Genomic DNA, 24,656 nt, shown 5'->3' on the forward strand with positions numbered 1-24,656 from the left:
CTACCCCGCCCGCCGGTCCAGTTCGGCCAGGATCTCCGGGCCGAGCTGCGTGACGTCGCCGGCGCCCATGGTCACCAGCAGGTCGCCGGGTTTGACCAGATCCGCCGCGAGCTTCGCCGCGACGTCGAACGCGGGCTGGTAGTGCACGGGGACACCGGAGATCTGGTCGGCGATGAGCGCGCCGCTCACCCCGGGCTCCGGCTTCTCCCGCGCCCCGAAGACGTCCAGCACGACGACCTCGTCGGCGAGCGACAGCGCGGCCGCGAACTCCTTCGAGAACGTCTTCGTGCGCGAGTACAGATGCGGCTGGAAGACCACGATGACCCGGCCCGAGCCCGCGGCCGTCCGCACCGCGCGCAGCTGCGCGTCGACCTCGGTCGGGTGGTGCGCGTAGTCGTCGTACACGCGGACGTCGCCCGAACGGCCCTTGAACTCGAACCGCCGCCGGACGCCGCCGAACGCGGCGAGCCCTTCGGCCAGTCCTTCGACGGGCGCGCCCAGCTCGATCCCGGCCAGCAGCGCGGCGATCGCGTTCAGCGCCATGTGCTCGCCCGGCACCGCGACCCGCAGGACGATTTCCTCGCCCCGCAAGGAGATCCGGACGACGCCGCCGTCGGGTGCCGGCGCGTAGTCCAGCACCTTGGCGTCCTCGGCACCGGTGACCGAACGCCCGTAGCGACGGACGCGGATGCCCTGCTCCGCCGCCCGCGCGCCCAGCTTCTCGGCACCCTCGTCGTCACCGCAGACGATGAGCAGCCCGCCCGGCACGATCCGGCCGAGGAAGTCGGTGAACACCGAGACGTACGCCTCGGCCGTGCCGTGGTGGTCCAGGTGGTCCGGCTCGACGTTGGTCACCACGGCGACCGACGGCGAGTAGGCCAGGAACGATCCGTCGCTCTCGTCGGCCTCGGCGACGAAGATCCCGCCCTCGCCGTGGTGCGCGTTGGCGCCCGACTCGTTGAGGTCACCGCCGATGGCGAACGACGGGTCGAGACGGCACTGCTGCAGCGCGACGGTCAGCATCGACGTCGTCGACGTCTTGCCGTGCGTCCCGGCGATGCAGGCGACGCGGTGCCCCTCCATCAGCCCGGCCAGCGCCTCGGCGCGGTGCAGCACGGTGATCCCGCGTTCCCGCGCGGCCACCAGTTCCGGGTTGTCGTCCTTGATCGCGGTCGACACGATCACCGAGGACGGGCCTTCGGGGAACGCGTCGAGGTTCTCGGCGCGCTGGCCGACGGCGATCTCGGCGCCCTGGGCACGCAGCGAAAGGAACGCGCGCGACTCCTTGGCGTCGGATCCGGAGACCTGGGCGCCGCGGGCCAGCAGGATCCGCGCGACGCCGCTCATCCCGGCACCGCCGATCCCGATCAGATGGGCACGCGTGAGCGTGTCGGGGAGTTGATCAGGCACCTGCGGCCTCCAGCACGATCTTGGCAAGGGTCTCGTCGGCCTCGCGGTGGCCGAGACCGACCGCGGCCGCACTCATCTTCGCGACCCTGTCGGCGTCGGACACCAGCGGGATCACCAGCTCCGCGACCTTGGCGGGGGTGAGGTCGGCGTCGTCGACCAGCAGCCCGGCACCGGCCGCGACCGCGGGCCGGGCGTTGACCGCCTGTTCGCCGTTGCCGTAGGGCAGCGGGACGAACACCGCGGGCAGGCCGACGGCGGACACCTCGGCGACGGTCATCGCGCCGGAGCGGCACAGCACCGCGTCGGCGGCGGCGTAGGCCAGGTCCATCCGCTCCAGGTACGGCACCGGGACGTACGCGGGCCGCCCGGGGAACTCCTGGACGACCAGCGTGTTCTTCGGTCCGTGGGCGTGCAGGACGCCGACACCGGCGTCCGCGAACTCCTTGGCGGCGCCCGAAACGGCGCCGTTGATCGACACCGCACCCTGCGAACCGCCGAAGACCAGCAGCGTCGGCGCGTCGGGGTCGAGCCCGAAATGCTCACGGGCTTCGGCGCGCAGCGCGGCCCTGTCGAGCGACGTGATGGAGCGACGCAGCGGGATGCCGATGACCTCCGCCTTCGCCAGCGGCGTCCCCGGGACGGCGACCGCGACGCGGACGGCGAACCGCGCGCCGACCTTGTTCGCCAGGCCCGGCTTCTCGTTGGCCTCGTGCACGACGATCGGCTTCCGGCCGCGCGCGGCGAGGTACGCCGGGAGCGCGACATATCCGCCGAAGCCGACGACGACGTCCGCGCCGACCCGGTCCAGGACCTCGCGGGTGCGCTTGACCGCGTCGCGGACCTTCAGCGGCATCTTCAGCAGTTCGGGTGTCGGTTTGCGGGGCATCGGCACCGGCGGGATCAGCTCCAGCGGGTAGCCCCGCGCCGGGACGAGCTTGTTCTCCAGCCCGCGCTCGGTCCCGAGCGCGATGACCTTCGCGTCGGGGCGCAGGCGCATCACCGCGTCGGCGAGGGCGAGTGCTGGTTCGATATGCCCTGCGGTACCACCGCCGGCGACCACGACCACCGGCGCTTTGCCGGCGACCTCGCCTGAAGCGCCACCTCTGACGGGGTTGTTCACCTATGACCTCTCCGGTTTGCGGTACCCCGTTTCGCGGTACCGCGGTTCGCCGCCGTTCGCGCGGCCGTCCTCCTGCCGGGTTCCCGTACCGAACGGCGCCGCTCCTGTGCGGGCGAAGGCCTCGCCGTCCTCGGCGCGGGCCTCGCCGCCTTGGCGGCGCCTCCCCTGGCCGCGGTGCCCTTGCGTTTGGCGGGCGGGCGGTACGGCTCGGGCGCGGGAAGCCTCAGCAGGCGTCCGAATTTACCCGGCCCCTGCGAGCGCAGTGCGGCCACCGCCTCCGGTTCGTGCCGGGCGGCGTTGGCGAGGATCCCCATGATGAGCATGGTGATCACCAGCGACGTGCCGCCGTAGGAGATCAACGGCAGCGTGACCCCGGTGACCGGCAGCAGGCCGACCACGTAGCCGATGTTGATCCCCGCCTGCGCGACCAGGAAGACGGTCAGCGTGCCGGACACGATGCGGATCCACGGGTCGAGGTTGCGGGTGGCGATCCGCAGGCCCACGACGGCGACCCCGGCGAACAGCCCGAGCACCACCGAGCAGCCGATGAAGCCGAGTTCCTCGCCGATCAGGGCGAAGATGAAGTCGTTCTGCACGTTGGGCAGGTAGCCCCAGTTGGACTGGCCCTGGCCGAGGCCCTTGCCGAACATCCCGCCGTCGGCGAGCGCGAGTTTCGCCTGGTTGGCCTGGAAACCGTCCGCGCTGGTGTCCGGGTCGCCGGAGACGAACGACATGACCCGCGCCAGCCGGTACGGGGCGATGATCGCCAGCACCAGGATCCCGGCGAGGCCACCCGCGAGGATGACCCCGAACAGTCGTTTCGGCGCGCCCGCGAACCACAGCAGGGCCATCAGCACGACCGCGAGGGTGATCGTGCCGCCGAGGTCGGGCTGCATCATGACCAGCGCGAACATCAGCAGCGCGATCGGCACGACCGGGACGAGCAGATGCCGCCACTGGTTGATGATGTTGTACTTGATCACCAGGATGTGCGCGCCCCAGAAGGCCAGCGCGACCTTCGCCGCCTCGACCGGCTGGAAGGCGAACCCGCCGAGCCGGAACCAGCCCTGCGAGCCGTTGACCTCGGAGCCGAGCGGGGTCAGCACCAGTACGAGCAGCCCGAGGCAGACCACCGTCGCCGTCGCCGACAGCCTCCGGACGCGTTCCAGCGGGACCCGCAGTCCGACCCAGAACACCACCGCGCCGATCGCGACGAACATGAGGTGCTTGCTGAACTGGGCGTACACGCCGGTGCCGGTCTTGGGGTTGTACGAAGCGACCGACGACGCGGACAGCACCATCACGATGCCGATCACGGTCAGCACGCCGGTGAGCGCCAGGACCAGGTGGAACGAAGCGAGCGGCCGCGAAAGCCAGGCCGTCAGCGCGGTGCGGAAGACGACGAACGGGCTTTCCTTGCGTTCGCGGCGCTTGCGTGGTGCTGTCTCGCGCTTTCTTTCCTCAACCGCCGTCACTGGTCGCCCCCGCACCGTCGCGCAGGACACGGACAGCGCTGGCGAACGCGTCGCCGCGTGCGCCGTAGCTCGAGTACATGTCCAACGACGCCGCGGCGGGGGCCAGCAGCACCACATCTCCAGGGCGCGCCAGGGCTCGGGCCGCCTTCACCGCCGCAGTCATGGTGTCATCGTCACCCGAAGGGAGGCTGTTCACCGGGACATCCGGCGCGTGTCGCGCGACGGCGGCGGCGATCACGGGTGAATCGACGCCGAACAGGACGACGCCGCGCAGCCGCCCGGCGATCGAGCCGACGAGTTCGTCCACGGAAGCGCCCTTGAGCTGGCCACCGGCGATCCAGACGACGTTCAGATGGGCGCGCAGCGAACCGCTCGCCGCGTGCGGGTTGGTCGCCTTGGAGTCGTTGATGTACCGGACGCCGTCGATCTCGCCGATCTCCTCGGCCCGGTGCGGGGCCGGCCGGTACTCGCGCAGGCCCTTGGCGACGTCCTCGCCGGTGACGCCGTACGCCCTGGCCAGCGCGGCCGCGGCGAGCGCGTTCGAGACGTTGTGCGGGCCGGCGGGACGCACGTCGGCCAGGGTGCCGAGTTCGTCGGCGCTGGTCGCCGGGTCGGCGACGAAGGCGCGGTCGACCAGCAGGTCTTCCACGATCCCGAGTTCGCCGGGGCGCGGGGTGTCCATCCCGAAGGCGACGCGGCGGGCGTCCGCGGGCGCGTGCTCGTCGGCGAGCCGGGCGGACCACGGCTCGTGAAGGTTGTGCACCACGTTCCGGGAGTGGGTGTGGACCCGTCCCTTCGCGGCCGCGTACTCCTCCATCGAGCCGTGCCAGTCGAGGTGGTCCTCGGCCAGGTTCAGCACCACCGAGGCGAGCGGGGCCAGCGTCGACGACCAGTGCAGCTGGAAACTCGACAGTTCCACGGCGAGCACCTCGTGCCCGGCCCGCACCGCGTCGAGTACCGCGAAACCGACGTTCCCGCAGGCCACGGCGTCGACCCCGGCGGACCGCAGGATCGACTCCAGCATCCCGACCGTGGTGGTCTTGCCGTTGGTCCCGGTGATCGCGAGCCACACCGGCGGCTTGTCGCGCAGCTGCCCGACGCGCCACGCCAGCTCGACGTCGCCGATCACCTCGATCCCCGCCGCGGCCGCCGCCACCAGCAGCGGCGACGTCGGCTTCCAGCCGGGGCTGGTCACGACCAGCTCGACACCTTCGGGTGGCTCCGTCAGGCCGGGCACCAGTTCGGCGCCGAGGCCTTCGAGTTCCGCCAGCCGTCCGGCGTTGCCGTCGGTGACGGTGATCCGTGCGCCCAGGTCCGCCAGGACGGGGACGATGGACTTGCCGGTGACCCCGGCTCCGGCGACGAGGACGTGACGCCCGGCGAGCTCCACTTGCTAACCCCCGAGGCCGAGCTGCTCGCTGTAGAACAGGCCGAGACCGAACATGCAGCAGACGGCCGAAAGCAGCCAGAACCGGATGATGACCGTGGTCTCCGCCCAGCCCGCGAGTTCGAAGTGGTGATGGAACGGGGCCATCCGGAACAGCCGCCGCCTGGTCGTGCGGAACACCGCGATCTGCGCGACCACCGAGATCATCTCGACCATGAACAGACCGCCGATGACGATGGCGAGCAGTTCGGTGCGGGTGGTCATCGACAGACCGGCGACGAGACCACCGAGGGCCAGCGAACCGGTGTCGCCCATGAAGATCTTCGCCGGGGCCGCGTTCCACCAGAGGAACCCGACGCAGGCGCCGGTCGCCGCGGCGGCCACCACGGCCAGGTCCAGCGGGTCACGGACGTCGTAGCAGGCGGCCTGCGGGGTGACCGCGCACGAGAGGCGGGTCTGCCAGAAGGCGATGACGACGTAGGTCGCCAGCACCATCGCCGCGGTGCCGCCGGCGAGGCCGTCGAGACCGTCGGTGAAGTTCACCGCGTTCGACCAGCCCGAGATGACGATGTAGCAGAAGATCACGAAGAACACCGACGGGAAGGTGATCAGCGCGAGGTCCCGCACGTAGGACAGGCTCTCCGAGGCGGGCGTCAGGCCTTCGCCGTTGGGGAACCGCAGCGCCAGAACCGCGAAGACGATCGTGACCACCAGCTGGCCGACCAGTTTCGCGGTCTTGTTCAGCCCGAGGTTGCGCTGCTTGCGGATCTTGATGAAGTCGTCGAGGAACCCGACGAGCCCGAGGCCCACCGCCAGGAAGAGGACCAGCAGCCCCGAGGCGGACGGGCCGCCGGTGCCGTTGCCCCCGCTGAGCGAGCTGATCAGATGCGCCACGAAATACCCGACGACCATCGCGACGATGATCGCGACACCACCCATCGTCGGGGTACCGCGTTTGGATTTGTGTCCCTGCGGTCCTTCCTCCCGGATCTCCTGGCCGAAGCCCTGCCGGGAGAACACCCGGATCAGATAGGGAGTGAGGAGGATGGAGACCAGCAGGCCCGCCGCGGCCGCGATCAGGATGCTGATCACGCGTCACCACCGTTCGAGCGTTCTTGAGAGGGGGAAGGGGCTACTACAGGGGAGGCGAGCACGGCGTCGGCCACCCGCCACAGCGCGGCGGCCTTGGAAGCCTTCACCAGCACCACGTCCCCCGCGCGGAGCTGATCATGCAGCAGGGCGATGGCGGCCTCGACGTCGGGTACCAGTACCGACTCCTCGCCCCAGGAACCCTCCTGCTGCGCGCCCTGATGGGTCGCCGCGGCCGCCTGGCCGATGACGACGAGCTTGTCGATGTTGAGCCGGACGACGAGCCTGCCGATGCCGTCGTGGGCCTCGACCGAGTTCTCGCCGAGGTCGCCCATCACGCCGAGCACGGCCCAGGAGCGGCGGTTCGCGCTCATCGACGCGAGCGCCTTGAGCGCGGCCCGCATCGACTCGGGGCTGGCGTTGAACGAGTCGTTGAGCACCGTGACGCCGTCGGCCCGGGTGGTGACCTCCATCCGGCGTTCCGAGCGCCGTTCGAGGTTCGACAGGCGGGCCGCGACCTCCTCGACCGTCGAGCCCATCTCCAGTGCCACGGCGGCCGCGCTGAGCGCGTTCCCGACGTGGTGCTCGCCGTAGAGCGGCAGATTCACCGGCGCTTCGCCGTCCGGGGTGACCAGGCGGAACGACGCGCGCGCTTCACCGTCGAGGGTGATGTCGACGGCGCGGACCTGCGCGGACTCGCTCTCGCCGACGAACACGACGCGCGCCTTGGTCCGGCTCGCCATCGCGGCGACGTACGGGTCGTCGAGGTTGAGGACCGCGATACCGCCGTCCTCCGCGCTCGGCAGCGCCTCGACGAGTTCACCCTTGCCCTTGGCGATGCCCTCGCGGGAGCCGAACTCGCCGACGTGGGCGGTGCCGACGTTGAGCACGACGCCGATCCGGGGCGGCGCGATGGCCGCCAGCTCGGCGATGTGGCCGGGCCCGCGGGCGGAGAGCTCCAGGACGAGCTGCCGGGTCGTGTCGTCGGCCCGCAGCGCCGTCCAGGGGTGGCCCAGTTCGTTGTTGAACGATCCCGGGGGCGCCACCGTCGGGCCGAGTGGCTCCAGGAGCTGGGCGATGATGTCCTTGGTGGAGGTCTTGCCCGACGAGCCGGTGACCCCGACGACGGTCAGGTGGTCGCCGGAAAGCTTCCGGATCACGTGCCGGGCGAGTTTGGCGAGCGCGGCCAGCACCGCGGCGCCCGCTCCATCCTTGTCCGAGACCAGCGCGAACGCCCGCTCGTGGGCCACCCCGGCGTCCAGCGGCGGCACGATCACGGCGGGCGCGTCGACCTCGCGGGCCGCGAGCACCGCGACTGCGCCCGCTTCGACGGCCTGCGCGGCGAAGTCGTGGCCGTCGACCTTCGCCCCGGGCAGCGCGATGAACAGACCGCCGGGAGTGAGCTCACGGGTGTCGAATTCGACGCTTCCGGTGACCTCGACGGTCCCGTCGGTCCGATGCAGCCTGCCGCCGACGATGGCGGCGATCTCGGCCAGGCTGAGCACGATCACTCTGTCTCCAGACGTCTGCGGATGGCGGAGGCCAGCTCTTCCCGGTCGGAGAACGGGTGCACGACACCCTGGACCTCCTGGCCGGTCTCGTGGCCCTTGCCCGCGATGAGCACGATGTCGCCGGGCTGGGCGAGTTCGACCGCGCGGATGATGGCTTCCCGGCGGTCGGCGATCTCGAGGATCTCGCCGCCCAGTGCCGGGCCGGCGTTGCGGGCACCGGCCAGCATCGCCGCCCGGATCGCGGCCGGATCCTCCGAACGCGGGTTGTCGTCGGTCACGATCAGGACCTCGCTGCGCCGGACCGCCGCCTCGCCCATCACCGGGCGCTTGGCGGTGTCGCGGTCCCCGCCGCAGCCGAGGACGGTGATGATCCGGCCCTCGGTGCGGGCACGCAGCGCGTCGAGCCCCTGCGCGACCGCGGCGGGCTTGTGCGCGTAGTCGACGACGGCCGTGAACGGCTGGCCGAGGTAGACCCGCTCCATCCGGCCCGGCACCTCGACCGAGGCGAGCCCGGCGACGATGGCGTCGAGCGGGACACCGGCGGTGTGGAGGATCGCGGCCGCGAGCACGGCGTTCGCCACGTTGAACTCGCCCGGCAGCGGGATCTTCGCCGAAGCGGTGAGGCCTTCGGGACCGTGGAGGGTGAAGGTCTGCTCCCCCGCCGGGGTGGGGGTCAGGTCGGTGGCGCGCCACAGCGCGTCCGTGCCCGGCTCGGTGGACACGGTCACCGTGTGCGGGGTGAGGAGTGCCTGGCCCCAGGCGCTGTCGGCGACGACCACCTCGGCGGTGGACCGGCCGTCGAAAAGCAGCGACTTGGCGGCGAAGTACTCCTCCATGTCCTTGTGGAAGTCCAGGTGGTCCTGGGAGAGGTTCGTGAAGGCGCCGACCGCGAAGCGCGTGCCGTTGACCCGGCCGAGCGACAGCGCGTGGCTGGAGACCTCCATCGGGACGTGCGTGACGCCGCGTTCCACCATCACCGCGAGGAGCGCCTGCAGATCCGGCGCCTCGGGGGTGGTGAACCCGCTGGCCAGCCGCTCCCCCGCGATCCGGGTCTCGACCGTGCCGATCAGCCCGGTGGTGAGCCCGGCCGCCTTGAGCCCGGCGTCGACCAGATACGACGTCGTGGTCTTGCCCGACGTCCCGGTGATGCCGAGGACGGACAGCTCCAGCGACGGCTCGCCGTAGATCCAGGCGGCGATCTCGCCGAGGGCGGCACGCGGGTCCGGGTGCACCAGGATCGGCACGCCGGCGTCGCGGAGCACCGGGCGCTCGGCTCCGGCCTCGTCGGTGAGCACGGCGGCCGCGCCGGCGGCGATGGCCTGGTCGCTGAAGTCCGCGCCGTGGGCGCGGGCGCCGGGAAGCGCGGCGAAGAGGTCACCGGGGAGGACGTGCTGCGCGCGCAGCGTGCTGCCCGTGACGGTCAGCTCGGCCGCGGACGGATAGTCGTCGCCGCCGACCACGAGCCGGGCGCCCGCCCTGGCGAGCAGCGTGCCCAGCGGCATCGGCTCGATCCTGGCCGGGCGAGGGGGTGCGGCGACGGCCTTGACCGGGCTGTCCGGGACCTGGGCAGCCGTCGCGCCGGACCCGCTTTCGACGGCGGGACCGCTGCGGGGATCTGAAGTAGGCACCGACACAGCCAAGGAGGTTACCGGCGCGGCATTCGGGTGACTGAAGCGGTGCGGTGTGTGCACGCGACGATCACTCGCGTGGTATTGGGTTTCGTGAGCTCTCCTTGGCACGCAAGGGCTTCCGACTGTCGCTTGAGGACAGCGAGCGCGGCCGGGGGCCGAAGGGGCCTTTCCCCGCGTCTTACGCGGCGAAGGACGCTTTCCTCGCATGACACGCGGGGAAAGCGTCCTTCAGCGGCGTCAGGAGAGCACCAGCGGCACCTGCGGCGACGGGCCGTCCGAGAGCGGGATCTGGAACCGCTGCGCCAGGTACGCGGCCACCGAGTGGAACAGCGGCGCGGCCGAGAGCCCTTGCTGCAGGGTGGCGTCCGGGGCGTCGAGCCGGATGCCGACCACGAAGCGCGGGTTGTCGGCGGGCAGGATCCCGGCGAAGGTGATGTTGTACAGGTGGTTGCTGTACGTCTTCGTCTGCGGGTCGACCTGCTGGCCGGTGCCCGTCTTCCCCGAGATCTGGTAGCCCTCCAGCGCCGCCTTCGGCCCGGTGCCGCTCTGCTGCCCGCGACCCTTCTGCGTCACGGCGCGCATCATGTCGCGGACGGTCTTCGCCGCCTGAGGGCTGATGACCTGGACGGTCTTGGGCGCCGGTTCGGGCACGAGTGTCCCGTCCGGATTGACCTTCGCTTTGACCACCCGGGGTTCCACGCGCAGCCCGTCGTTCGCGATGGCCTGGTACATCCCGGCCATCTGCACGACGGTCATCGAAAGCCCCTGCCCGATCGGCAGGTTCCCGAAGGTCGTGGCCGACCACTGGTTGCGCGGCGGCACGACGCCCGGGCTCTCACCGGGGAGGCCGAGCCCCGTGCGCTGGCCGAGACCGAACTTCTTGAGCAGGTCCGCGTACCGGTCCTCGCCGAGTTTCTGCGCCAGCAACAGGGTGCCGACGTTCGACGACTTCGCGAAGATGCCAGTGGTGGTGAACTGCTGGGTGCCGTGGTGCCAGGCGTCCTTGACGATCTTGTCCGCGACCTGCAGCGAACCCGGCACCGGCAGGGACGCCTCCGGCGTGGTGATGCCCGCGTCGATCGCGCCCGCGGCGGTGACGATCTTGTTCACCGAACCGGGTTCGAACGGCGTGGTCACCGCGCGGTTGTTCAGGTTCTCCGTCTCACTGCGCGAAGCCGGGTCGTTGAGGTTGACGGTCTTGTCGTTGGCCAGCGCGTAGACCTCGCCGGTCTTGGAGTCCAGGATGACCGCCTGGCCGCCCTTGGCCTTCGACTTGGCGACGTAGTCGCTCAGCTGCCGCTGCAGTTCGTACTGCAGGTCGGTGTCGATCGTGAGCTGCAGGTCCGAACCGGGGACGGCGTTCTGGATGTCCCGCTCGGTGCCGGGGATGACAAGGTTGTCGTTGCCGTTACGGGTGTTGACGATCTTGCGGCCCGGCGTTCCGGCGAGGTCGTTGTCCCGCGAGGCTTCGAGACCGTAGCCACCGTGCAGGTTGTGCTTGGAGACGTCCTTGTCGTCGGTGCGCCAGTTCGCGTAGCCGACGATGTTGGCGCCGACCGAATCACCGGGGTATTCGCGCTTCGAGCGCTTCTCGACGCTGATCCACGGGTACTCCTTGACGATCGCCTCGGCGACCGAAGGTTCGATGTCGTGGACCAGGTACGTGAACCCGTCGGGCTTGTGGAACTTGTCCAGCAGTTCCTTCTCGGTGATCACCCCGGGCAGTTTGGCCGCGATCAGCTTCGCCGCGCCCGCCACCTCGGACTCGAAGTTCTTGCCCTTGGTGGGGTTCTTCGCGGCGAAGTCGTCCATCGTCTTGTGGAGCCAGTTCAGGCTCACGGCGAGTGTCCGCACCTCGACGCTGAACGCGATCTTCGTGCCGTTGCGGTCCAGGATGGACCCACGCTGCGCGGGACTTTCGATCACCGACGTCCGCTGCCGTTCCGCGGCCTCGGAGAGTGCGCCGGCCTCGAACCACTGCACCTGCACCAGTTTGAGGCCGGCGAGCACCATCACGACGATCAGGAGGATCCGGACGCCGGTGAACCGGCTCCGGTTTCCGCCGTTGCCCCGGCGGGCGGTGGCACGACGGGTCCCGGCGGCGTACGTCCTGCGCGCGCTCCCCGCCGACCGGGCCCTGGACTGCGCCGGGCGGCCGGGCGACATCACTGACCTCCCTGCGCCGGGGCCGCGTTCTCCTGCGGAACCGCGGGCTGGTCACCCTCGTACGGCGTGCCCTGCTGCGTTCCCTCGGCGGGCGGCGGCGCCGTCGACTCGGGCGAGGCGGCGGGCGCTTCGGCTTCGGCCTTCTTCGGCTCACCGACCACAGTGGACTGTCCGTCCGGGCCGACCACGATATGCGCGGGATCGCCGCCGGGCACCATGCCCAGTTCCCTGGCCTTGGGCGCCAGCGAAGCGGGCGACTCGGCCTTCGCGACTTCGCGCTGCAGCCGCTCCTTCGCCTCGGCGAGCCCGGCGTTGGTCGTGCGGAGTTGTTCGAGCCGGTACGAATCGGCGATGGCCTGCGTGGTCAGCCACAGCGTGCACGCCACGCCGACGGCCAGCAGGCCCATCATCATCAGCACGAACGACGCCCGCGAACGCGGCCAGCGCAGCGTGAACTTCTTCGCCGGCTCTTCCTTGCCCGCACCGCCTTCGGCGTCGGGACGGTTGCGCTTCTGGTCCCGCTGCAGCAGGTCGGCGCGCTGGGCGCGGCGGGCGTAGGCGCGTTCGGCCGCCGACGTGCGGCCGCGGGAGGCACGGGTGGACGTCGTGGATTCGGTGGTGCCGGGCGCCTCGTCGACCGTGGTGGTCGCGCGGGCACGCCGTCCGGGCGCCGGTGTCCGGCGGCCGCGGGACTTCGCGGGAGCGGTCATCGTGCTCGGTCTCCGATCCGTTCGGCGGCTCGCAGCCGCACGGAGGCGGCCCGCGTGTTCAGTTCGGTCTCCGCCTCGCCGGCCTTCTCGGCCCCTCTGGTGAGCAGTTTCAGTTCCGGGCCGTGGCCCGGCAGTTCCACCGGAAGCCCTTCCGGCGTCCGGGATTTCGCCAGTTCCGCGAAGGCCTGCTTGACCAGCCGGTCTTCGAGGGACTGATAGGACTCCACGACGATGCGGCCGCCGACGGCGAGCGAGGACAACGCCCGCGGCATCGCCCGCCGCAGCACCTCCAGCTCGCCGTTGACCTCGATCCGCAACGCCTGGAACGTGCGCTTCGCCGGATGCCCGCCGGTGCGCCTGCTCGCCGCGGGGACCGCGTCGTACAGCAGTTCCACCAGCCGCCCGCTGCGCGTGAAGGGTTCCTTCTCTCGTTCCGCCACAACGGCTTTGACGATCCGCTGGGCGAAGCGTTCCTCGCCGTAGTCACGCAGGATCCGGATCAGCTCGCCGGGCGCGTAGGTGTTGAGCACGTCGGCCGCGGTGAACCCGGTGGTCGGGTCCATCCGCATGTCGAGCGGGGAATCCTTGGAGTAGGCGAAACCACGCTCGGCCCGGTCGAGCTGCATCGAGGAGACGCCGAGGTCGAACAGGATCCCGTCCACTCTGGACAGTCCGAGCCCCTGCAGCGCGGACGGCATCTCGTCGTAGACGGCGTGCACGAAGTCGACACGATCACCGTGCCGCGCAAGCCGTTTCGCGGAGAGTTCCAGCGCGTTGGGGTCGCGGTCGAGGGCGACCAGGCGCAGCAGCGGGAACGCGGTGAGCAGCGCGTCGGAATGACCGCCGAGTCCGACGGTCGCGTCGACCAGCACGGCCTCGCGGTCGGAGAAGACCGGCGCGAACAGCTCGACGATGCGGTCCAGCAGCACCGGTACGTGCTCGTGTTCGTCTGCCATGTCTTCCCCCCTTTCCTGTAGTGCCGGGGAAGATGCCGGATGCCGTCAGGTCCCTGTCCGCCCGCCTGCTGACCTGGTACCGGGGAAGGTGTACCAGGGCCACTGAGCGGACAGAGGCCTCACGGCATCCGTGTGGACGGTTCCCGGCGTGTCCGAAGCGTGAACCCGCGCCCCCCGACGGCGTGGGTGCTTCCTCGGCCACGTCTAGAAGACGCCCGGCAGAACTTCCTCTCGAGCCTTCGCGTAGCTGTCCTCGTGTTCGTCCAGGTAGCCCTGCCACGCTTGGGCGTCCCAGATCTCCAGCCTGGTGATCGCCCCGATCACCACGCACTCCTTGTTCAGCCCGGCATAGCGTCGGAGCTCGGACGCGATCGCGATACGTCCTTGCCCGTCCGGGCGTTGTTCGTCCGTCCCGGCGAAGAGATAACGCTGGTAGGCCCGGACCGCCTCGTTCGTGAACGGGGCGTCGGCGACCTTCCTCGCCATCTGCTCGAACTCCGCCCGGGGGAAGACGAAGAGACAGTGATCCTGTCCCTTGGTGACCATCAGCCCACCGGCGAGCGCGTCGCGGAACTTCGCGGGCAGCGTGAGCCGCCCTTTGTCGTCCAGTTTCGGGGTGTGGGTGCCGAGGAACACCGGCTCCACCTCCCTACCGCTCCCGGCTGCGAACAACCGGGCTCGGCCACGGGGCTCCCTTCTGCCCCACTGCGCACCACCGTACCCCACTTTTCACCACAGTCAACGCGTCAAAAGCCGCGACCACTCCGTCGTGTCAGACGTTTTCGCTGGTCAGCCAGGTGGGGCCAGGTGGGGGCTCGGTGGGGGACGGTGGCCAAGATCCCCCTGGGCGGGTATCGAAGCAACCTCATCCATGCCTGACACGTCCGGATATCGGCAGCCGGAACCCTGCTGTGGGGCGAAGTGGGGGTGAAAGTGGGGAATCCGGTGGGGCGCGGTGGGGACGGCCGAGGACACAGTGGAGGGTGACGACGTCGGGTCATCCCATGACATGTCGACAAAGGACCCTCGATGTCATACCGGTCCCGTCGCGGGCGCGTTCGGCCTCCAAGGCGCGCGCCCCGTGTCGCGAAAGCCACTTTCGGGACATCAGACGTCCTGAAAGTGGCTTTCGCGACACGGGTCACCGGCGGGCGTGCGAGGTGGGCGGGTCAGTGCTCAGTGGTCTTCGTCCAGCAGCGAAGCCAGCCGCGCGGCCAGCCGGGGACCGTCCACAGGGGACACGTTCACCCACGCCTGCCCGCCGCGGCCCTCGGTCCGCGCCGCGCAGTACGCGCCGACGTCGGTGTCGAACCAGGTCAGCCCACCCGCCCGGTGCGCCCGCCCGTCGCGGTCGCGGGTCCGCACGGTGAACTGGCCCGCGCTGTAGACGGGCCGCGCCTGAATCGCGAGCACCTCGCGCAGCTGATTGTCCGAAGCCGGCGATCGCCCGCCGTCGCCGAACACCGGATCCTCCAGGTCGTCGCCGAAACGCGCCGCGGGGAGGCTGATCCCGTAGCCGGGGCCGGGCCGCATCTCGGGCAGGACGTCGACGATCGCGGCGAACACCTCGCCGTCGGTGATCCCGGACAGCGCGATGGTCTGTTCCGGCTGCGTGGCCAGCACACCGTGCCGTCCGCGCGCGGCCGCGACCGCGCGGAACGGGGTTTCGGCGGTCATGTCGGCCAGCGCCTCGCATTCGACGTAGACCTCTGCGCGCGCGAGCAGGTCCAGCCTCGCTTCCAGCGCGGCGTCGAGCCGGTCGCCGTCGTAAAGGCCTCGTTCGGCGAGGTTTTCGTAGACCGCGCCGCGGATCTCGGCGCGTTCCGCTTCCGTGGCACCGACGCTGCGGACGGACAGCGGCCAAGGCGGGGCCGCGTGGCCGAGGTCGGACCAGAGGACGTCGAACGCCGACGCGGAAACGCGGATCAAGACCGCCCCAGCTCGGGCGGCTTCCCGAAGGAGACCTGCGGGGTCAGCGAATGCAGGGACGCGTCGCGGGTGTTCATGACGTCGACGGCCTTGCGCCGGGCCTCCTCGGCCTCCGCGTGCTTGGCCTCCATCTCGTCGGCGAGCGCGGCGAGGAGCGCGAGGTTCCCGCCTGCCGCGGCGCCGCGGATCATCGCGCCGGGGTCGTAGTCCACCGGCGGCGGCATGTCGGCACGGGCCCGCGCCGCCGCTTCGGCCTGTCCGGAGACGGCCTTCCCGAGCGCGGACGAGATGTCCGCGGACCAGGTCAGCCAGCCGGACGCGGTGGCCAGCACGCCGCGGAGCGCGTCGCCCGCTTCACCGCGCCAGTTCTCTTCGCTGCTGCCGACCAGCCCGGCCAGCTCGGACGTCGCGTCGTGCATGCGCCGCGCGAGCGCGTCCCAGGCGGCGCCGATCCCGCCGGCCGCCTCGGGGTCGTTGCCCGCTTCGACTTCGGCGGCCAGCGCTTCGTGGCTGTAGGCCTCGTACCGCGTGGCCGCGACCGGGACCTCGCGGCCCGGCGTCTCTCCTTCAGGCACGGCAGTCCTCCTCAGTATCCGGTGGTGAACCCGCGACCGCGATCACGTCGACAGGGCGCTACCTGATCAGACCTCTCACGTTCGTGAGTCGAGGCGCCCTGCCACCGCGATAGCGGGGCCTCCGGCCGGGCGGGTTCACGCGTTTCGTCCATACCCGAGTTCGTCCTCCGCTCCGCTGACAGGCCCTAAGGCAGTTTGGGTTCGGCCAGTCCCGCCACCTTCACCGCGCGCTCGCAGGCGAGCGGGGTGTCGGTGAAGTTCGTGTTGCTCACGTCGATCTGGACGCTCGCCTTCTCCCCCATGCCGAGCAGGACCGCGCAGGTCCCGTCGGCGGCCTTCTTGTCGGCGACCTTGAGCGCGTCCCGGCCGCCGACCTTGGTCTTGGTGGCGGTCTTGCGCGCGACCTCGAGATCCTTCAGGCCGTTGCGCTCGTCCACGGTGATGGTGACGCCGAAGGTCGCGGGCACCGTCCAGTCGCACGCGCGGGCGCCGTTGATCTCCTTCGCGACGCCGAGCACAGTGATCCCGGCCGTCGACCGGTCCTGCGGATCGAGCAGCGCGCAGGGATCCAGGACCGCCGGCGGGACCGTGCCCACGACGGAAGCGCCGCTGCGTACCGTCTCCACGCTCGGAGCCGGCGCCTGGCCCGCGGCCCCTTGCCCGCAGGCGGACACTGAGAGGACGACGAGGACGCCGAGCGCGACAAGGCGGGAGCTCATGGGATCAGCCGCCGACACAGTCCACGTCCGCCGCCGCTTGTTCATCCTGTCGGGTGTACTTCGCCAGCGCCTTCTCGATCCGGTTCTTGAGCGCCTCGAGTTCCTTGCCGAACGCGGTGAGCGCCTCGACCGCGGAGCCTTCGGCGCCGATCCCGTACTGCGCCATGAACTTGCCGACCTCGTCCGCGTATCCCCCGCCGAGGGGAACCGTGCGGCCGAGCACCTTGGCCTCGCGGACCATCTGGCCGACCACGTCTTGCAGGGCGGAGATCTTCACATGGGCGTCGGCGGCCAGCTCCGGCGCGACCGCGAATCCGCTCAAGTCGAACCGCGGTTTGGCGGTTCTCACTTCGCTCATATGCGATTACGCCTCTCCGTAGTCGAGCGACCTCGCACCGGAGCATACGACAAAACAAGGGGTCAGCGGGAGCACCCGAAAACGCGCTCACCTCACCCGATCGAGGTAAGGTCTCTGGTTGCACAGAGTCATCGACTGGGGTTGGCGGGGTTCCCCCCACGAGTTCGCCCGAGTTTGACACACTTCGTGGGAGGCTGACCGCTGCCCGGGGGACTGAACGGTCCGGCAGAGGACCCAGCGGAAATCCAGCCACGCGGCATCAGGAGGTCGAGTGACGTCGAGAATCCAGTCTGCGACGCCCGGCGAACACCAGGGCGAGCAGGCAACCGGGCAAGCGCCGTACCCCACGGACGCCGGCTCGGTCAGCGGCCGGCAGAACGGCCGTGAAAACCCAGCGTCGCTGGACGAACTGCACGAGACCGCGCGGCGGATCGCCGCCAACGTGGAGCGGGTACTGGTCGGCAAACCCGACGTCATCCGCATCGCGCTCGTGACCCTGCTCGCCGAAGGCCACCTCCTCGTCGAAGACGTCCCCGGGGTGGGCAAGACCTCGCTGGCGAAGGCGCTGGCCCGCTCGATCGACTGCACCGTCAGCCGGATCCAGTTCACCCCCGACCTGTTGCCCAGCGACGTCACCGGGGTGTCCATCTACAACCGGCAGAGCGGCGAGTTCGAGTTCCGCCCCGGCCCGGTGTTCGCGAACATCGTGGTCGGCGACGAGATCAACCGCGCCTCGCCGAAGACGCAGTCGGCCCTGCTCGAATGCATGGAAGAGCACCAGGTCACCGTCGACACCTCGACCTACCACCTCGAAGAGCCGTTCATGGTGATCGCCACCCAGAACCCCATCGAGATGGAGGGCACCTACGCGCTGCCCGAGGCCCAGCGGGACCGGTTCACCGCGCGGGTGTCCATCGGCTATCCCGACCAGCAGGCCGAACTGGCCATGGTCGACGAGCACGCCGGGCACAACCCGCTGGCCGATCTCGAGCCCGTCTCCGACCGCGAGTCGGTGCAGCGGCTGATCGAGACGGTGCGGTCGGTGCACATGTCGCCGGAGATCCGCCGCTACGCCGTCGACCTGGTGTCCGCGACCCGTCAGGTGCCGGAGATCCGTCTCGGCGCCTCGCCGCGGGCGACCCTGCAACTGGTCCGCGCGGCCCGCGCGCAGGCCGCGCTCTCGGGCCGCGAGTTCGTCGTCCCGGACGACCTGCACACGGTCGCGGTCCCGGTGCTGGCGCACCGCATGGTGCTCACCACGGAGGCGCACGCCGCTCGCCGTTCGGCCACCGACGTGGTCCGCGCGATCCTGCACCGCGTCCCCGTACCGCAGGGCTCGAACCACCGCTGAGTAAGTCCATCCATGCCCCCGCCCCCACCCTCAGCGGACGAGCTTCGCTCGGCAGATTGGATCCAGCGGCCATGCTGCGTGCTCTCTCCGGCCTGACCACACGCGGCCGCTGTCTCCTCGCCGCCGGCGTCGCCGCGGCGGCTTGCTCGTTCGTGCTCAACGAACGGGATCTGCTGCGGGTCGCGGTGTTCGTCGTCGCCCTGCCGCTGCTGGTCGCCTTCTTCATCTCGGCGACCCGGCTGCGGCTGGGCGCGGCCCGCTCGCTGCGCCCGGAACGGGTCGCGGTCGGTTCGCCGGGCGAGGTCCAGCTCGAACTCTGGCGCGACGGCAGGCTTCCGGCGGGCGAGGTGCTGCTCGAAGACGGCGTGCCCTACGCGCTGGGTTCGCGGCCGCGGTTCGTCGTCGAACGCCTTCCCCATGACCGCCGGGTCGCGCTGCGCTACCCGCTGCAGCCGGTGCTGCGCGGGATCCAGCAGGTCGGTCCGCTGCGGGCGACGATCACCGACCCGTTCGGGCTGTGCGAGTTCGAACGTGAGCTGATCGGGCACTCCCGGCTGGTCGTCGTGCCGAAGGTGGCCGGCCTGTGGGGGCTGCCCAGCGGCGCCGGGATCGGCGCCGGCGACGACGGCAGCATCCGCCTGCACGCCGGACAGGGCGAATCGGACGTGATCGTCCGGCAGTACCGGCAGGGCGACGACCTGCGGAAGGTCCACTGGCGTTCGACCGCCCGCCGCGACGAGATCATGGTCCGCGTCGAGGAGCGGCCGTGGCGCGGCGGCACCACGGTGCTGCTGGACCACCGCGCGGCGGCGCACCACGGCACCGGCCCCGCGGCGAGCCTCGAATGGGCCGTCTCGTTCGCCGCTTCCGTGTCGCTGCACCTGCGCCGCTCCGGTCACCGGGTCCGGCTGATCACCGAACACGGCCAGACCCTGGCCGACACCCCCGGCGAGGGTGGCGAGCACTACGACAACGTCGTGCTCGACGTCCTCGCCGCGCTCCAGCCCGCGCACCAGCGCGACATCACCCTCGGCCACGACCCGGCCGAGGGACAGGAACTCATCGCGGTGCTCGGCACCGTCAGCAACGAATCCGTGCACGAGCTGTCCCGGTACCGCCCGCGCGGGATCCGGAGCCTCGCCGTGCTGCTCGACACCCCCGGCTGGTCGTCCGGCGTCAACCGGCCCGAAAACCGGGCCGCCGCCACCGAAGAATCGGTGGCGCTGCTGCGAGCCGCGGGCTGGGGCGTCGTCGTCGCCGGCCCCGGCTCGCCGATGCCGCAGGTCTGGGCCGAGCTCTGCCAGACGGCAACCCGCCGGGGCACGCTGATCGGAGGCGGCCTGTGACCGCGACCGCGCCACCCCGGCCGCACACCCCCCGTCCGCGGCCGTCCGCCCCGCCCCCGGTCTGGACGAGCAGTGTGCTCGCACCGGTCGCCGCCGGGCTCGCCACGCTGTTCGCCTCGACCTCGCTCACCGGCGTCGTCGCCGGCTGGGCGTGGTTCGGCTACCTGCTGGTCGCCGTCGTGCTGATCGCCTCGACCGGGCTCGCCCTGCGCTCGTTGCGCGCGCCGACCATCGTCGTCGGCTTGGCCCAGCTGCTCGTGCTGTTGCTGCTGATCACCGGGGCGTTCACCACCAGCGGGATCCTGAAGATCTTCCCCGGCCCGGACGCGTTCGGGGAACTGCGCGGCGTGCTGGCCGCGGCGGCCGAGCAGATCCGCGTCGGCCTGCCGCCGATCGAGGGCACCCCGCCGATCCTCTGCCTGATCACCATCGCGATCGGCCTGGTCGCGGTCCTGGTCGACACGCTGGCCGTGGCCGCCGCCGCGCCCGCCGCGACCGGCCTCGTCCTGCTGTGCGTGTACGCCGTCCCGGCCGCGCTGGCCGAGGACATGCTGCCGTGGTGGACGTTCTTGCTCGGCGCGGCCGCGTTCGCCGCCCTGCTCGCCGTCGACGGCAACCACCGGCATCGCCGCTGGCGCAACCGGGACGCGCCCGGGCTGGGCAACTCCGCGAGCACGTTGTCGGCCCCCGTCGGCGTGGTGGCCGCCGCGATCGCGATGGGCCTGGTGATCGGCACGGCCGTCACCGGCATCGGCACGGTCGGCAGCCTTCCCGGCGGGACCGGCTCCGGCCGCGCCGGCGCCGGCGGATTCGGCGTCGAGCCGTTCACGCAGCTGCGCGGCCTGCTCGACCAGGGCGAGAACGTGGAGCTGTTCAAGGTCTACGGGATGGGCGCGGACAAGCGGCTGCTGCGCGCGTTCACCCTCGACACGTACACGCCGAACAAGGGCTGGGGGCTCGCGCAGAACGGCCGCGCCCAGCAGGGTGTGCAGGCCAACAAGGGCCTCCCGCCCGCTCCGGGCGACGACGGTTCCGGTCCCGCGCGGGAGATCCGGATCGAACCGACGAACTGGGTCGACAACTGGCTGCCCGTCTACGGCGCGCCGAGGGCGCTCGACGGACTGGCCGACAACTGGCTGTACGACCCGGTCGGCGGCGCCGTGTTCACCACGACCAAGCAGAACGCGCCCGCCTACACCGAGAGCGCGTCCCTCCAGATCCCGACGAAGGACGAACTCCGGCGCGACGACGCCCGCCTGGCCGAAGTGCCGCCGCAGTTCACCCAGATCGACCGCGTCGATCCCCGCGTGGTCGCGAAGGCCAAGCAGCTGACGGAAAACGAGTCCAACAACTTCGACAAGGCGCAGGCGCTCTGGTCGTTCTTCACCGCGCAGAACGGCTTCGTCTACGACACCAAAACCGCGGACGCGACCGACTCCGACGCGCTCGCCGACTTCATCCTCAACGGCAAACGCGGGTTCTGCGAGCAGTACGCGTCGGCGATGGCCGTGATGCTGCGGTCGGTCGGCATCCCGTCGCGGGTCGCCATCGGCTTCTCCGCCGGGACCCCGAAGGGCGACTACGTCTCGATCACCTCCGAGGACGCGCACGCGTGGGTCGAGGTCTACTTCGAGACGAAGGGCTGGGTCAGCTTCGACCCGACCCCGCTGCTCGACGGCCGCGCGGTCGTCCCGCCGTACCTGCAGAACGACACCAACAGCTCCACGGCCAACGACACCCAGGAAGTGCCGAGCGCACCCGCGTCGAGCGCACCCGCCACCGGCACGCCCCGCGACCCCGGCGCCGACCTCGGCGCGGACGGCGGCACGGGCCAGCAGGAGGAAGAGCCGCTGTGGCCCGCGATCCTCTCCGGGATCCTCGGTGGGCTGGCCGCGGCGCTGACCGTGGTGACGATCGTGCGGATGCGCTTGAGGTACCGGACGCTGATGCGCTCGTCCTCGTCCTCGTCCCCGGACTCGCCCGCACCGGAGCACGGGTTCCTGGACAACCAGAACGTGACGAACTGGCTGCCGCTGATCGTGATCGGGCTGTGGGTGGCGGCGTTCGCGTTCCTGGCGGCGTGGGTGTCGTGGTGGTTCGCGCTGGCACTGGTGATCGTCCTCGGCGGGCTCGGCACGCCGACGACGATCCGGGAGATCAAACGACGGCTGCGGCTGCAGAAGATCGCGACCCGCTCCCCCGCCGCGGCCGACGCGGCGTGGCGCGAACTGATGGACGAATGCGCGGACCGCGGTCTGCCGCTCTCCGACGGCGACACGGTGCGCGTGGCGGGCCGGAAGGTCGTCGAGAAGCACCGGCTGGACGAAGAGGGCCGCACCGGATTGCGGACGGTCATCGGCGTCGTGGAGCGGTCCTGGTACTCGGACCAGCCCGCGGACGACCAGGCGCTGGGCCCGGCCTTCGACGAGGTTCGCAAGAGTCTGAAGCGGAACGCGCCGATGTCGTGGAAGGGCCGCCTGTTCCCGCGGTCGCTGCGGCGAGGCAAGTAGCCCTCGGCCAGCGCTCGGTCCCTGGTCAGGGATTCTGGAGGTGTGTCGCGAAAGCCACTTTCGGGACATCAGACGTCTCGAAAGTGGCTTTCGCGACCTGATCGCCAGGGCGGTACCCGGGCCCGGTCACGGCCGGGGTTGCGAAAGCCACTTTCGCAACGTTGAAGGTTGCGAAAGTGGCTTTCGCAACCCCGGGCGAAGCCACTCACGACGACCCTGACCGACGCTTTCTGTCGCCTTCGTTGGTTTGAAGCACGTGAAGGGGCCCTTGCTTGCGTCTAGCGCAGTGAAGGGGTCCTTCATGTACTTGGAAAAGAGGCCTTCGCGCGCCATCGTGGTGACTGGTGGGGTTACTGGGGCCATAGGCGTGCGTTCCGAGTCCCGCGATCAGCGAAGCCCGGAAGCCAGTACGTACCTAGCCCGCCTTTGCCCGACCCCCGAAACGCCACTCACGACCAACCCGCGCCATGCGGTACGGGCGTCCGCGCGCTGGAGGCAGGACAAACGCGAACATGCCGACAAGGCATCGCCCCGTCGGCATGTTCGCGTTTGTGGGAGCTACTGCTCCTCGAAGCGCTGGCGGAAGCGCTCTTCCATGCGCTGGGTGAACGAGCTTCGGCGCGGGGACGCCTTGCCGCCACCTCCGCCGGCCCCCGGGCCACCGCTGTCCTTGCCGCCTTCCGTTTCGGCTCCTTGCCGAATCGATGTGACGGCCATCATGACTCCGAAGAACATCACGAGGAACCCGAGCACGCTGATCACGGGGATCTCGGCGACCCGGATGTTGACCACCACGCCGAGCACCAACAGTGCGACGCCCACTACGAACAGGGCGATGCCCTGCAAACGCCGTCGGCGGGCGGGGCGGCGCAACCGGGTGCCTCGCACCGTGGATGCGAACTTGGGGTCCTCGGCATAGAGCTCGCGCTCGATCTGATCGAGCAGCCGCTGCTCATGCTCGGAGAGTGGCATCTTTCCTCCTCCGGCACAGCTGTCGCGGGCGCCGGGCCGCGCAACGTCATGGACCCAACAGACAACCCCAGGCGGGGTGTCTCTGTCCAGGATACGAGCCCCGCGCTCGTCCGACTACCCGATCCCGTATCCAGAAGGGATCGAATTGGGCGAAACCACCCGGCTCGGCTCTCTCGAAGACGGCCGAGCAGGCGATGTCACTGGTCACGGGGGGTCAGCAGTGACGCGGGCCGCACCGCGGCGGCGCCGAACTTCGACCTCGCGACGTCGGCGGCGACTTCCGCATCCCGCCAACGGGGTTCGGGTGCTGCGAAAAGCAGCTGCTCTCCATCACTCTCCGTGTCCAAACCCTCGACCCTTACCCCGATCAGGCGAACTGCGCCCGTCGGCGCGTGCTCGGTGAGGAGTTCGACGGCGGTGCGGTGGATGTCGCGGGCCACATCCACCCCGACGGCGGTTGTCCTCGCGCGGGTGATCGTCTTGAAGTCCGCGAACCGGACCTTGATCGACACCGTCCGCCCGCGCAGCCCCCGGCGGCGCAGGGTGGCGGCGACGCGTTCCGACAGCCGGAGCAGTTCCAGCCCGAGCGCCGCGCGGTCGTGGAGATCCACGTCGAAGGTCACTTCGGCACCGATCGACTTGTCCGGCGACTCCGGGACCACCTTGCGCTCGTCGTGCCCGTTCGCGAGCGCGTACAGATGCTCCCCCAGCGCCCGCCCGAGCGACCGCCTCAGCCTGGACAGCGGAGCGGCCGCGACGTCGGCGACGGTGTCGAGGCCCTGCTGCCGCAGCTGTTCCTCGGTGCGCTTGCCGACGCCCCACAGCGCCGACACGGGCAGCGGACGCAGGAACTCGAGCGTCTCGGCCGACGGCACGACGACCATGCCGTCCGGTTTCGCCATCCCGGACGCCAGCTTGGCGACGAACTTGACCTTCGCGACGCCGACCGAGCAGCTGATCCCGAAGTCGGCGGCCACCCGTTCCCGGATCCAGGCGCCGAGCCGCGCGGGCGACGAGTCCAGCCGCTTGAGGGCCCCGCTGACGTCCAGGAACGCCTCGTCCAGGCTCAGCGGCTCCACCAGTGGCGTCAGTTCGCGGAAGATCCCCATGACGCCCTGGGACACCTCGCCGTAGAGCCCCGGCGTCGGCGTGATGCAGATCAGCTGGGGGCAGAGCCGCTTGGCGGTCGAGAACGGCATGGCCGACCGGACGCCGAACTCGCGCGCCGCGTAGCTCGCCGCCGCGACGACGGACCTCGGCCCGCCACCGGACACGACCACCGGCTTGCCGGCCAGCTCCGGGCGCGTCCGCAGTTCACAGGACACGAAGAAGGCGTCCATGTCGACGTGCAGCAGGCCGCAGCCGGTGTCGTCGGGCCAGGTGGTGGCGCCGGTCGTCACGCGGTAGCGGGCCATCCCGCCGGGCAGTTCAGCGTTTCTCC

General features: G+C 70.7%; 20 protein-coding genes. 3 read left to right on the plus strand and 17 right to left on the minus strand.

The window, feature by feature from the left end:
* The 15 genes from murC to DMH01_RS11415 all read right to left on the minus strand — a co-directional run bounded on the left by murC (position 1) and on the right by DMH01_RS11415 (position 17,036).
* Complete coding sequence (murC, locus tag DMH01_RS11345; RefSeq protein WP_125675779.1) at positions 1-1,410, minus strand: UDP-N-acetylmuramate--L-alanine ligase; 1,410 nt, start codon at positions 1,408-1,410, stop codon at positions 1-3.
* Positions 1,403-2,530 (minus strand): undecaprenyldiphospho-muramoylpentapeptide beta-N-acetylglucosaminyltransferase, encoded by a 1,128-nt coding sequence (gene murG, locus DMH01_RS11350; RefSeq protein WP_125675781.1) that lies wholly within the window; start codon positions 2,528-2,530, stop codon positions 1,403-1,405. Before murG ends, murC begins: the two co-directional genes overlap by 8 nt.
* Entirely contained in the window at positions 2,527-4,005 is a 1,479-nt protein-coding gene (gene ftsW / locus DMH01_RS11355; RefSeq protein ID WP_125675783.1) for a putative lipid II flippase FtsW, read from the minus strand. Before ftsW ends, murG begins: the two co-directional genes overlap by 4 nt.
* On the minus strand, positions 3,992-5,395 hold the full coding sequence (gene murD, locus DMH01_RS11360) for a UDP-N-acetylmuramoyl-L-alanine--D-glutamate ligase (RefSeq protein ID WP_125675786.1): 1,404 nt from the start codon (positions 5,393-5,395) through the stop codon (positions 3,992-3,994). The genes ftsW and murD overlap by 14 nt, the downstream gene beginning before the upstream one ends.
* A 3-nt stretch (positions 5,396-5,398) precedes the next feature.
* Positions 5,399-6,484 carry a phospho-N-acetylmuramoyl-pentapeptide-transferase gene (mraY, locus tag DMH01_RS11365; RefSeq protein ID WP_125675788.1) on the minus strand — a complete coding sequence of 362 codons (1,086 nt, stop codon included), beginning with the start codon at positions 6,482-6,484 and terminating at the stop codon, positions 5,399-5,401.
* The gene (murF, locus tag DMH01_RS11370; RefSeq protein WP_125675790.1) at positions 6,481-7,992 is read right to left on the minus strand and encodes a UDP-N-acetylmuramoyl-tripeptide--D-alanyl-D-alanine ligase; all 1,512 of its coding nucleotides are present in this window, start codon (positions 7,990-7,992) and stop codon (positions 6,481-6,483) included. Before murF ends, mraY begins: the two co-directional genes overlap by 4 nt.
* Positions 7,989-9,494, minus strand: coding sequence for a UDP-N-acetylmuramoyl-L-alanyl-D-glutamate--2,6-diaminopimelate ligase (locus DMH01_RS11375; RefSeq protein ID WP_125676693.1), 1,506 nt, complete (start codon positions 9,492-9,494; stop codon positions 7,989-7,991). Before DMH01_RS11375 ends, murF begins: the two co-directional genes overlap by 4 nt.
* Before the next feature lie 366 nt (positions 9,495-9,860).
* Complete coding sequence (locus DMH01_RS11380) at positions 9,861-11,789, minus strand: penicillin-binding protein 2 (protein ID WP_125675792.1); 1,929 nt, start codon at positions 11,787-11,789, stop codon at positions 9,861-9,863.
* The gene (locus DMH01_RS11385; protein ID WP_125675794.1) at positions 11,789-12,499 is read right to left on the minus strand and encodes a hypothetical protein; all 711 of its coding nucleotides are present in this window, start codon (positions 12,497-12,499) and stop codon (positions 11,789-11,791) included. The genes DMH01_RS11380 and DMH01_RS11385 overlap by 1 nt, the downstream gene beginning before the upstream one ends.
* Positions 12,496-13,455: a 16S rRNA (cytosine(1402)-N(4))-methyltransferase RsmH gene (rsmH, locus tag DMH01_RS11390; RefSeq protein WP_034312074.1), complete on the minus strand. Its 960-nt coding sequence runs from the start codon at positions 13,453-13,455 to the stop codon at positions 12,496-12,498. Before rsmH ends, DMH01_RS11385 begins: the two co-directional genes overlap by 4 nt.
* Positions 13,456-13,659: 204 nt before the next feature.
* Positions 13,660-14,091, minus strand: a complete 432-nt coding sequence (gene mraZ, locus DMH01_RS11395; RefSeq protein WP_005156436.1) for a division/cell wall cluster transcriptional repressor MraZ — start codon at positions 14,089-14,091, stop codon at positions 13,660-13,662.
* 540 nt (positions 14,092-14,631) lie between these two features.
* Positions 14,632-15,384: an ESX secretion-associated protein EspG gene (locus DMH01_RS11400; RefSeq protein WP_125675796.1), complete on the minus strand. Its 753-nt coding sequence runs from the start codon at positions 15,382-15,384 to the stop codon at positions 14,632-14,634.
* Complete coding sequence (locus DMH01_RS11405) at positions 15,381-15,959, minus strand: PPE domain-containing protein (RefSeq protein WP_125675798.1); 579 nt, start codon at positions 15,957-15,959, stop codon at positions 15,381-15,383. The genes DMH01_RS11400 and DMH01_RS11405 overlap by 4 nt, the downstream gene beginning before the upstream one ends.
* Positions 15,960-16,144: 185 nt before the next feature.
* Positions 16,145-16,678, minus strand: a complete 534-nt coding sequence (locus DMH01_RS11410; protein WP_125675800.1) for a DUF3558 domain-containing protein — start codon at positions 16,676-16,678, stop codon at positions 16,145-16,147.
* Between the two features lie 4 nt (positions 16,679-16,682).
* Positions 16,683-17,036 (minus strand): hypothetical protein, encoded by a 354-nt coding sequence (locus DMH01_RS11415; protein WP_125675802.1) that lies wholly within the window; start codon positions 17,034-17,036, stop codon positions 16,683-16,685.
* 271 nt (positions 17,037-17,307) lie between these two features.
* Here DMH01_RS11415 and DMH01_RS11420 point away from each other — a divergent pair, with 271 nt between their 5' ends.
* The 3 genes from DMH01_RS11420 (at position 17,308) to DMH01_RS11430 (ending at position 22,243) form a co-directional block, all read left to right on the plus strand.
* Positions 17,308-18,387: a MoxR family ATPase gene (locus DMH01_RS11420; RefSeq protein WP_199745437.1), complete on the plus strand. Its 1,080-nt coding sequence runs from the start codon at positions 17,308-17,310 to the stop codon at positions 18,385-18,387.
* Positions 18,388-18,458: 71 nt separating this feature from the next.
* Entirely contained in the window at positions 18,459-19,733 is a 1,275-nt protein-coding gene (locus tag DMH01_RS11425; RefSeq protein ID WP_125675804.1) for a DUF58 domain-containing protein, read from the plus strand.
* Entirely contained in the window at positions 19,730-22,243 is a 2,514-nt protein-coding gene (locus DMH01_RS11430; protein WP_125675806.1) for a DUF3488 and transglutaminase-like domain-containing protein, read from the plus strand. The genes DMH01_RS11425 and DMH01_RS11430 overlap by 4 nt, the downstream gene beginning before the upstream one ends.
* A gap of 558 nt (positions 22,244-22,801) precedes the next feature.
* On the opposite strand, the gene DMH01_RS11435 is transcribed toward DMH01_RS11430, so the two are convergent.
* Positions 22,802-23,215 carry a DUF3040 domain-containing protein gene (locus DMH01_RS11435; RefSeq protein WP_125675808.1) on the minus strand — a complete coding sequence of 138 codons (414 nt, stop codon included), beginning with the start codon at positions 23,213-23,215 and terminating at the stop codon, positions 22,802-22,804.
* Positions 23,216-23,412: 197 nt separating this feature from the next.
* A complete protein-coding gene (gene dinB / locus DMH01_RS11440; RefSeq protein WP_125676697.1) occupies positions 23,413-24,630 on the minus strand; it encodes a DNA polymerase IV in 1,218 nt (405 codons plus the stop codon).
* Positions 24,631-24,656 lie beyond the last annotated feature (26 nt).

Source organism: Amycolatopsis sp. WAC 04182 (assembly GCF_003947465.1).
In the GTDB taxonomy this organism is placed as follows: domain Bacteria; phylum Actinomycetota; class Actinomycetes; order Mycobacteriales; family Pseudonocardiaceae; genus Amycolatopsis.

Coding starts and splice junctions, on each gene's coding strand:
- DMH01_RS11375 (WP_125676693.1), bottom strand. CDS start 9,494: ATGCCGCTGGGCACGCTGCTCGCCAGGGCGGGCGCCCGGCTCGTGGTC.
- DMH01_RS11380 (WP_125675792.1), bottom strand. CDS start 11,789: ATGTCGCCCGGCCGCCCGGCGCAGTCCAGGGCCCGGTCGGCGGGGAGC.
- DMH01_RS11385 (WP_125675794.1), bottom strand. CDS start 12,499: ATGACCGCTCCCGCGAAGTCCCGCGGCCGCCGGACACCGGCGCCCGGA.
- rsmH (WP_034312074.1), bottom strand. CDS start 13,455: ATGGCAGACGAACACGAGCACGTACCGGTGCTGCTGGACCGCATCGTC.
- DMH01_RS11410 (WP_125675800.1), bottom strand. CDS start 16,678: ATGAGCTCCCGCCTTGTCGCGCTCGGCGTCCTCGTCGTCCTCTCAGTG.
- DMH01_RS11415 (WP_125675802.1), bottom strand. CDS start 17,036: ATGAGCGAAGTGAGAACCGCCAAACCGCGGTTCGACTTGAGCGGATTC.
- DMH01_RS11425 (WP_125675804.1), top strand. CDS start 18,459: ATGCTGCGTGCTCTCTCCGGCCTGACCACACGCGGCCGCTGTCTCCTC.
- DMH01_RS11435 (WP_125675808.1), bottom strand. CDS start 23,215: ATGCCACTCTCCGAGCATGAGCAGCGGCTGCTCGATCAGATCGAGCGC.
- dinB (WP_125676697.1), bottom strand. CDS start 24,630: ATGGCCCGCTACCGCGTGACGACCGGCGCCACCACCTGGCCCGACGAC.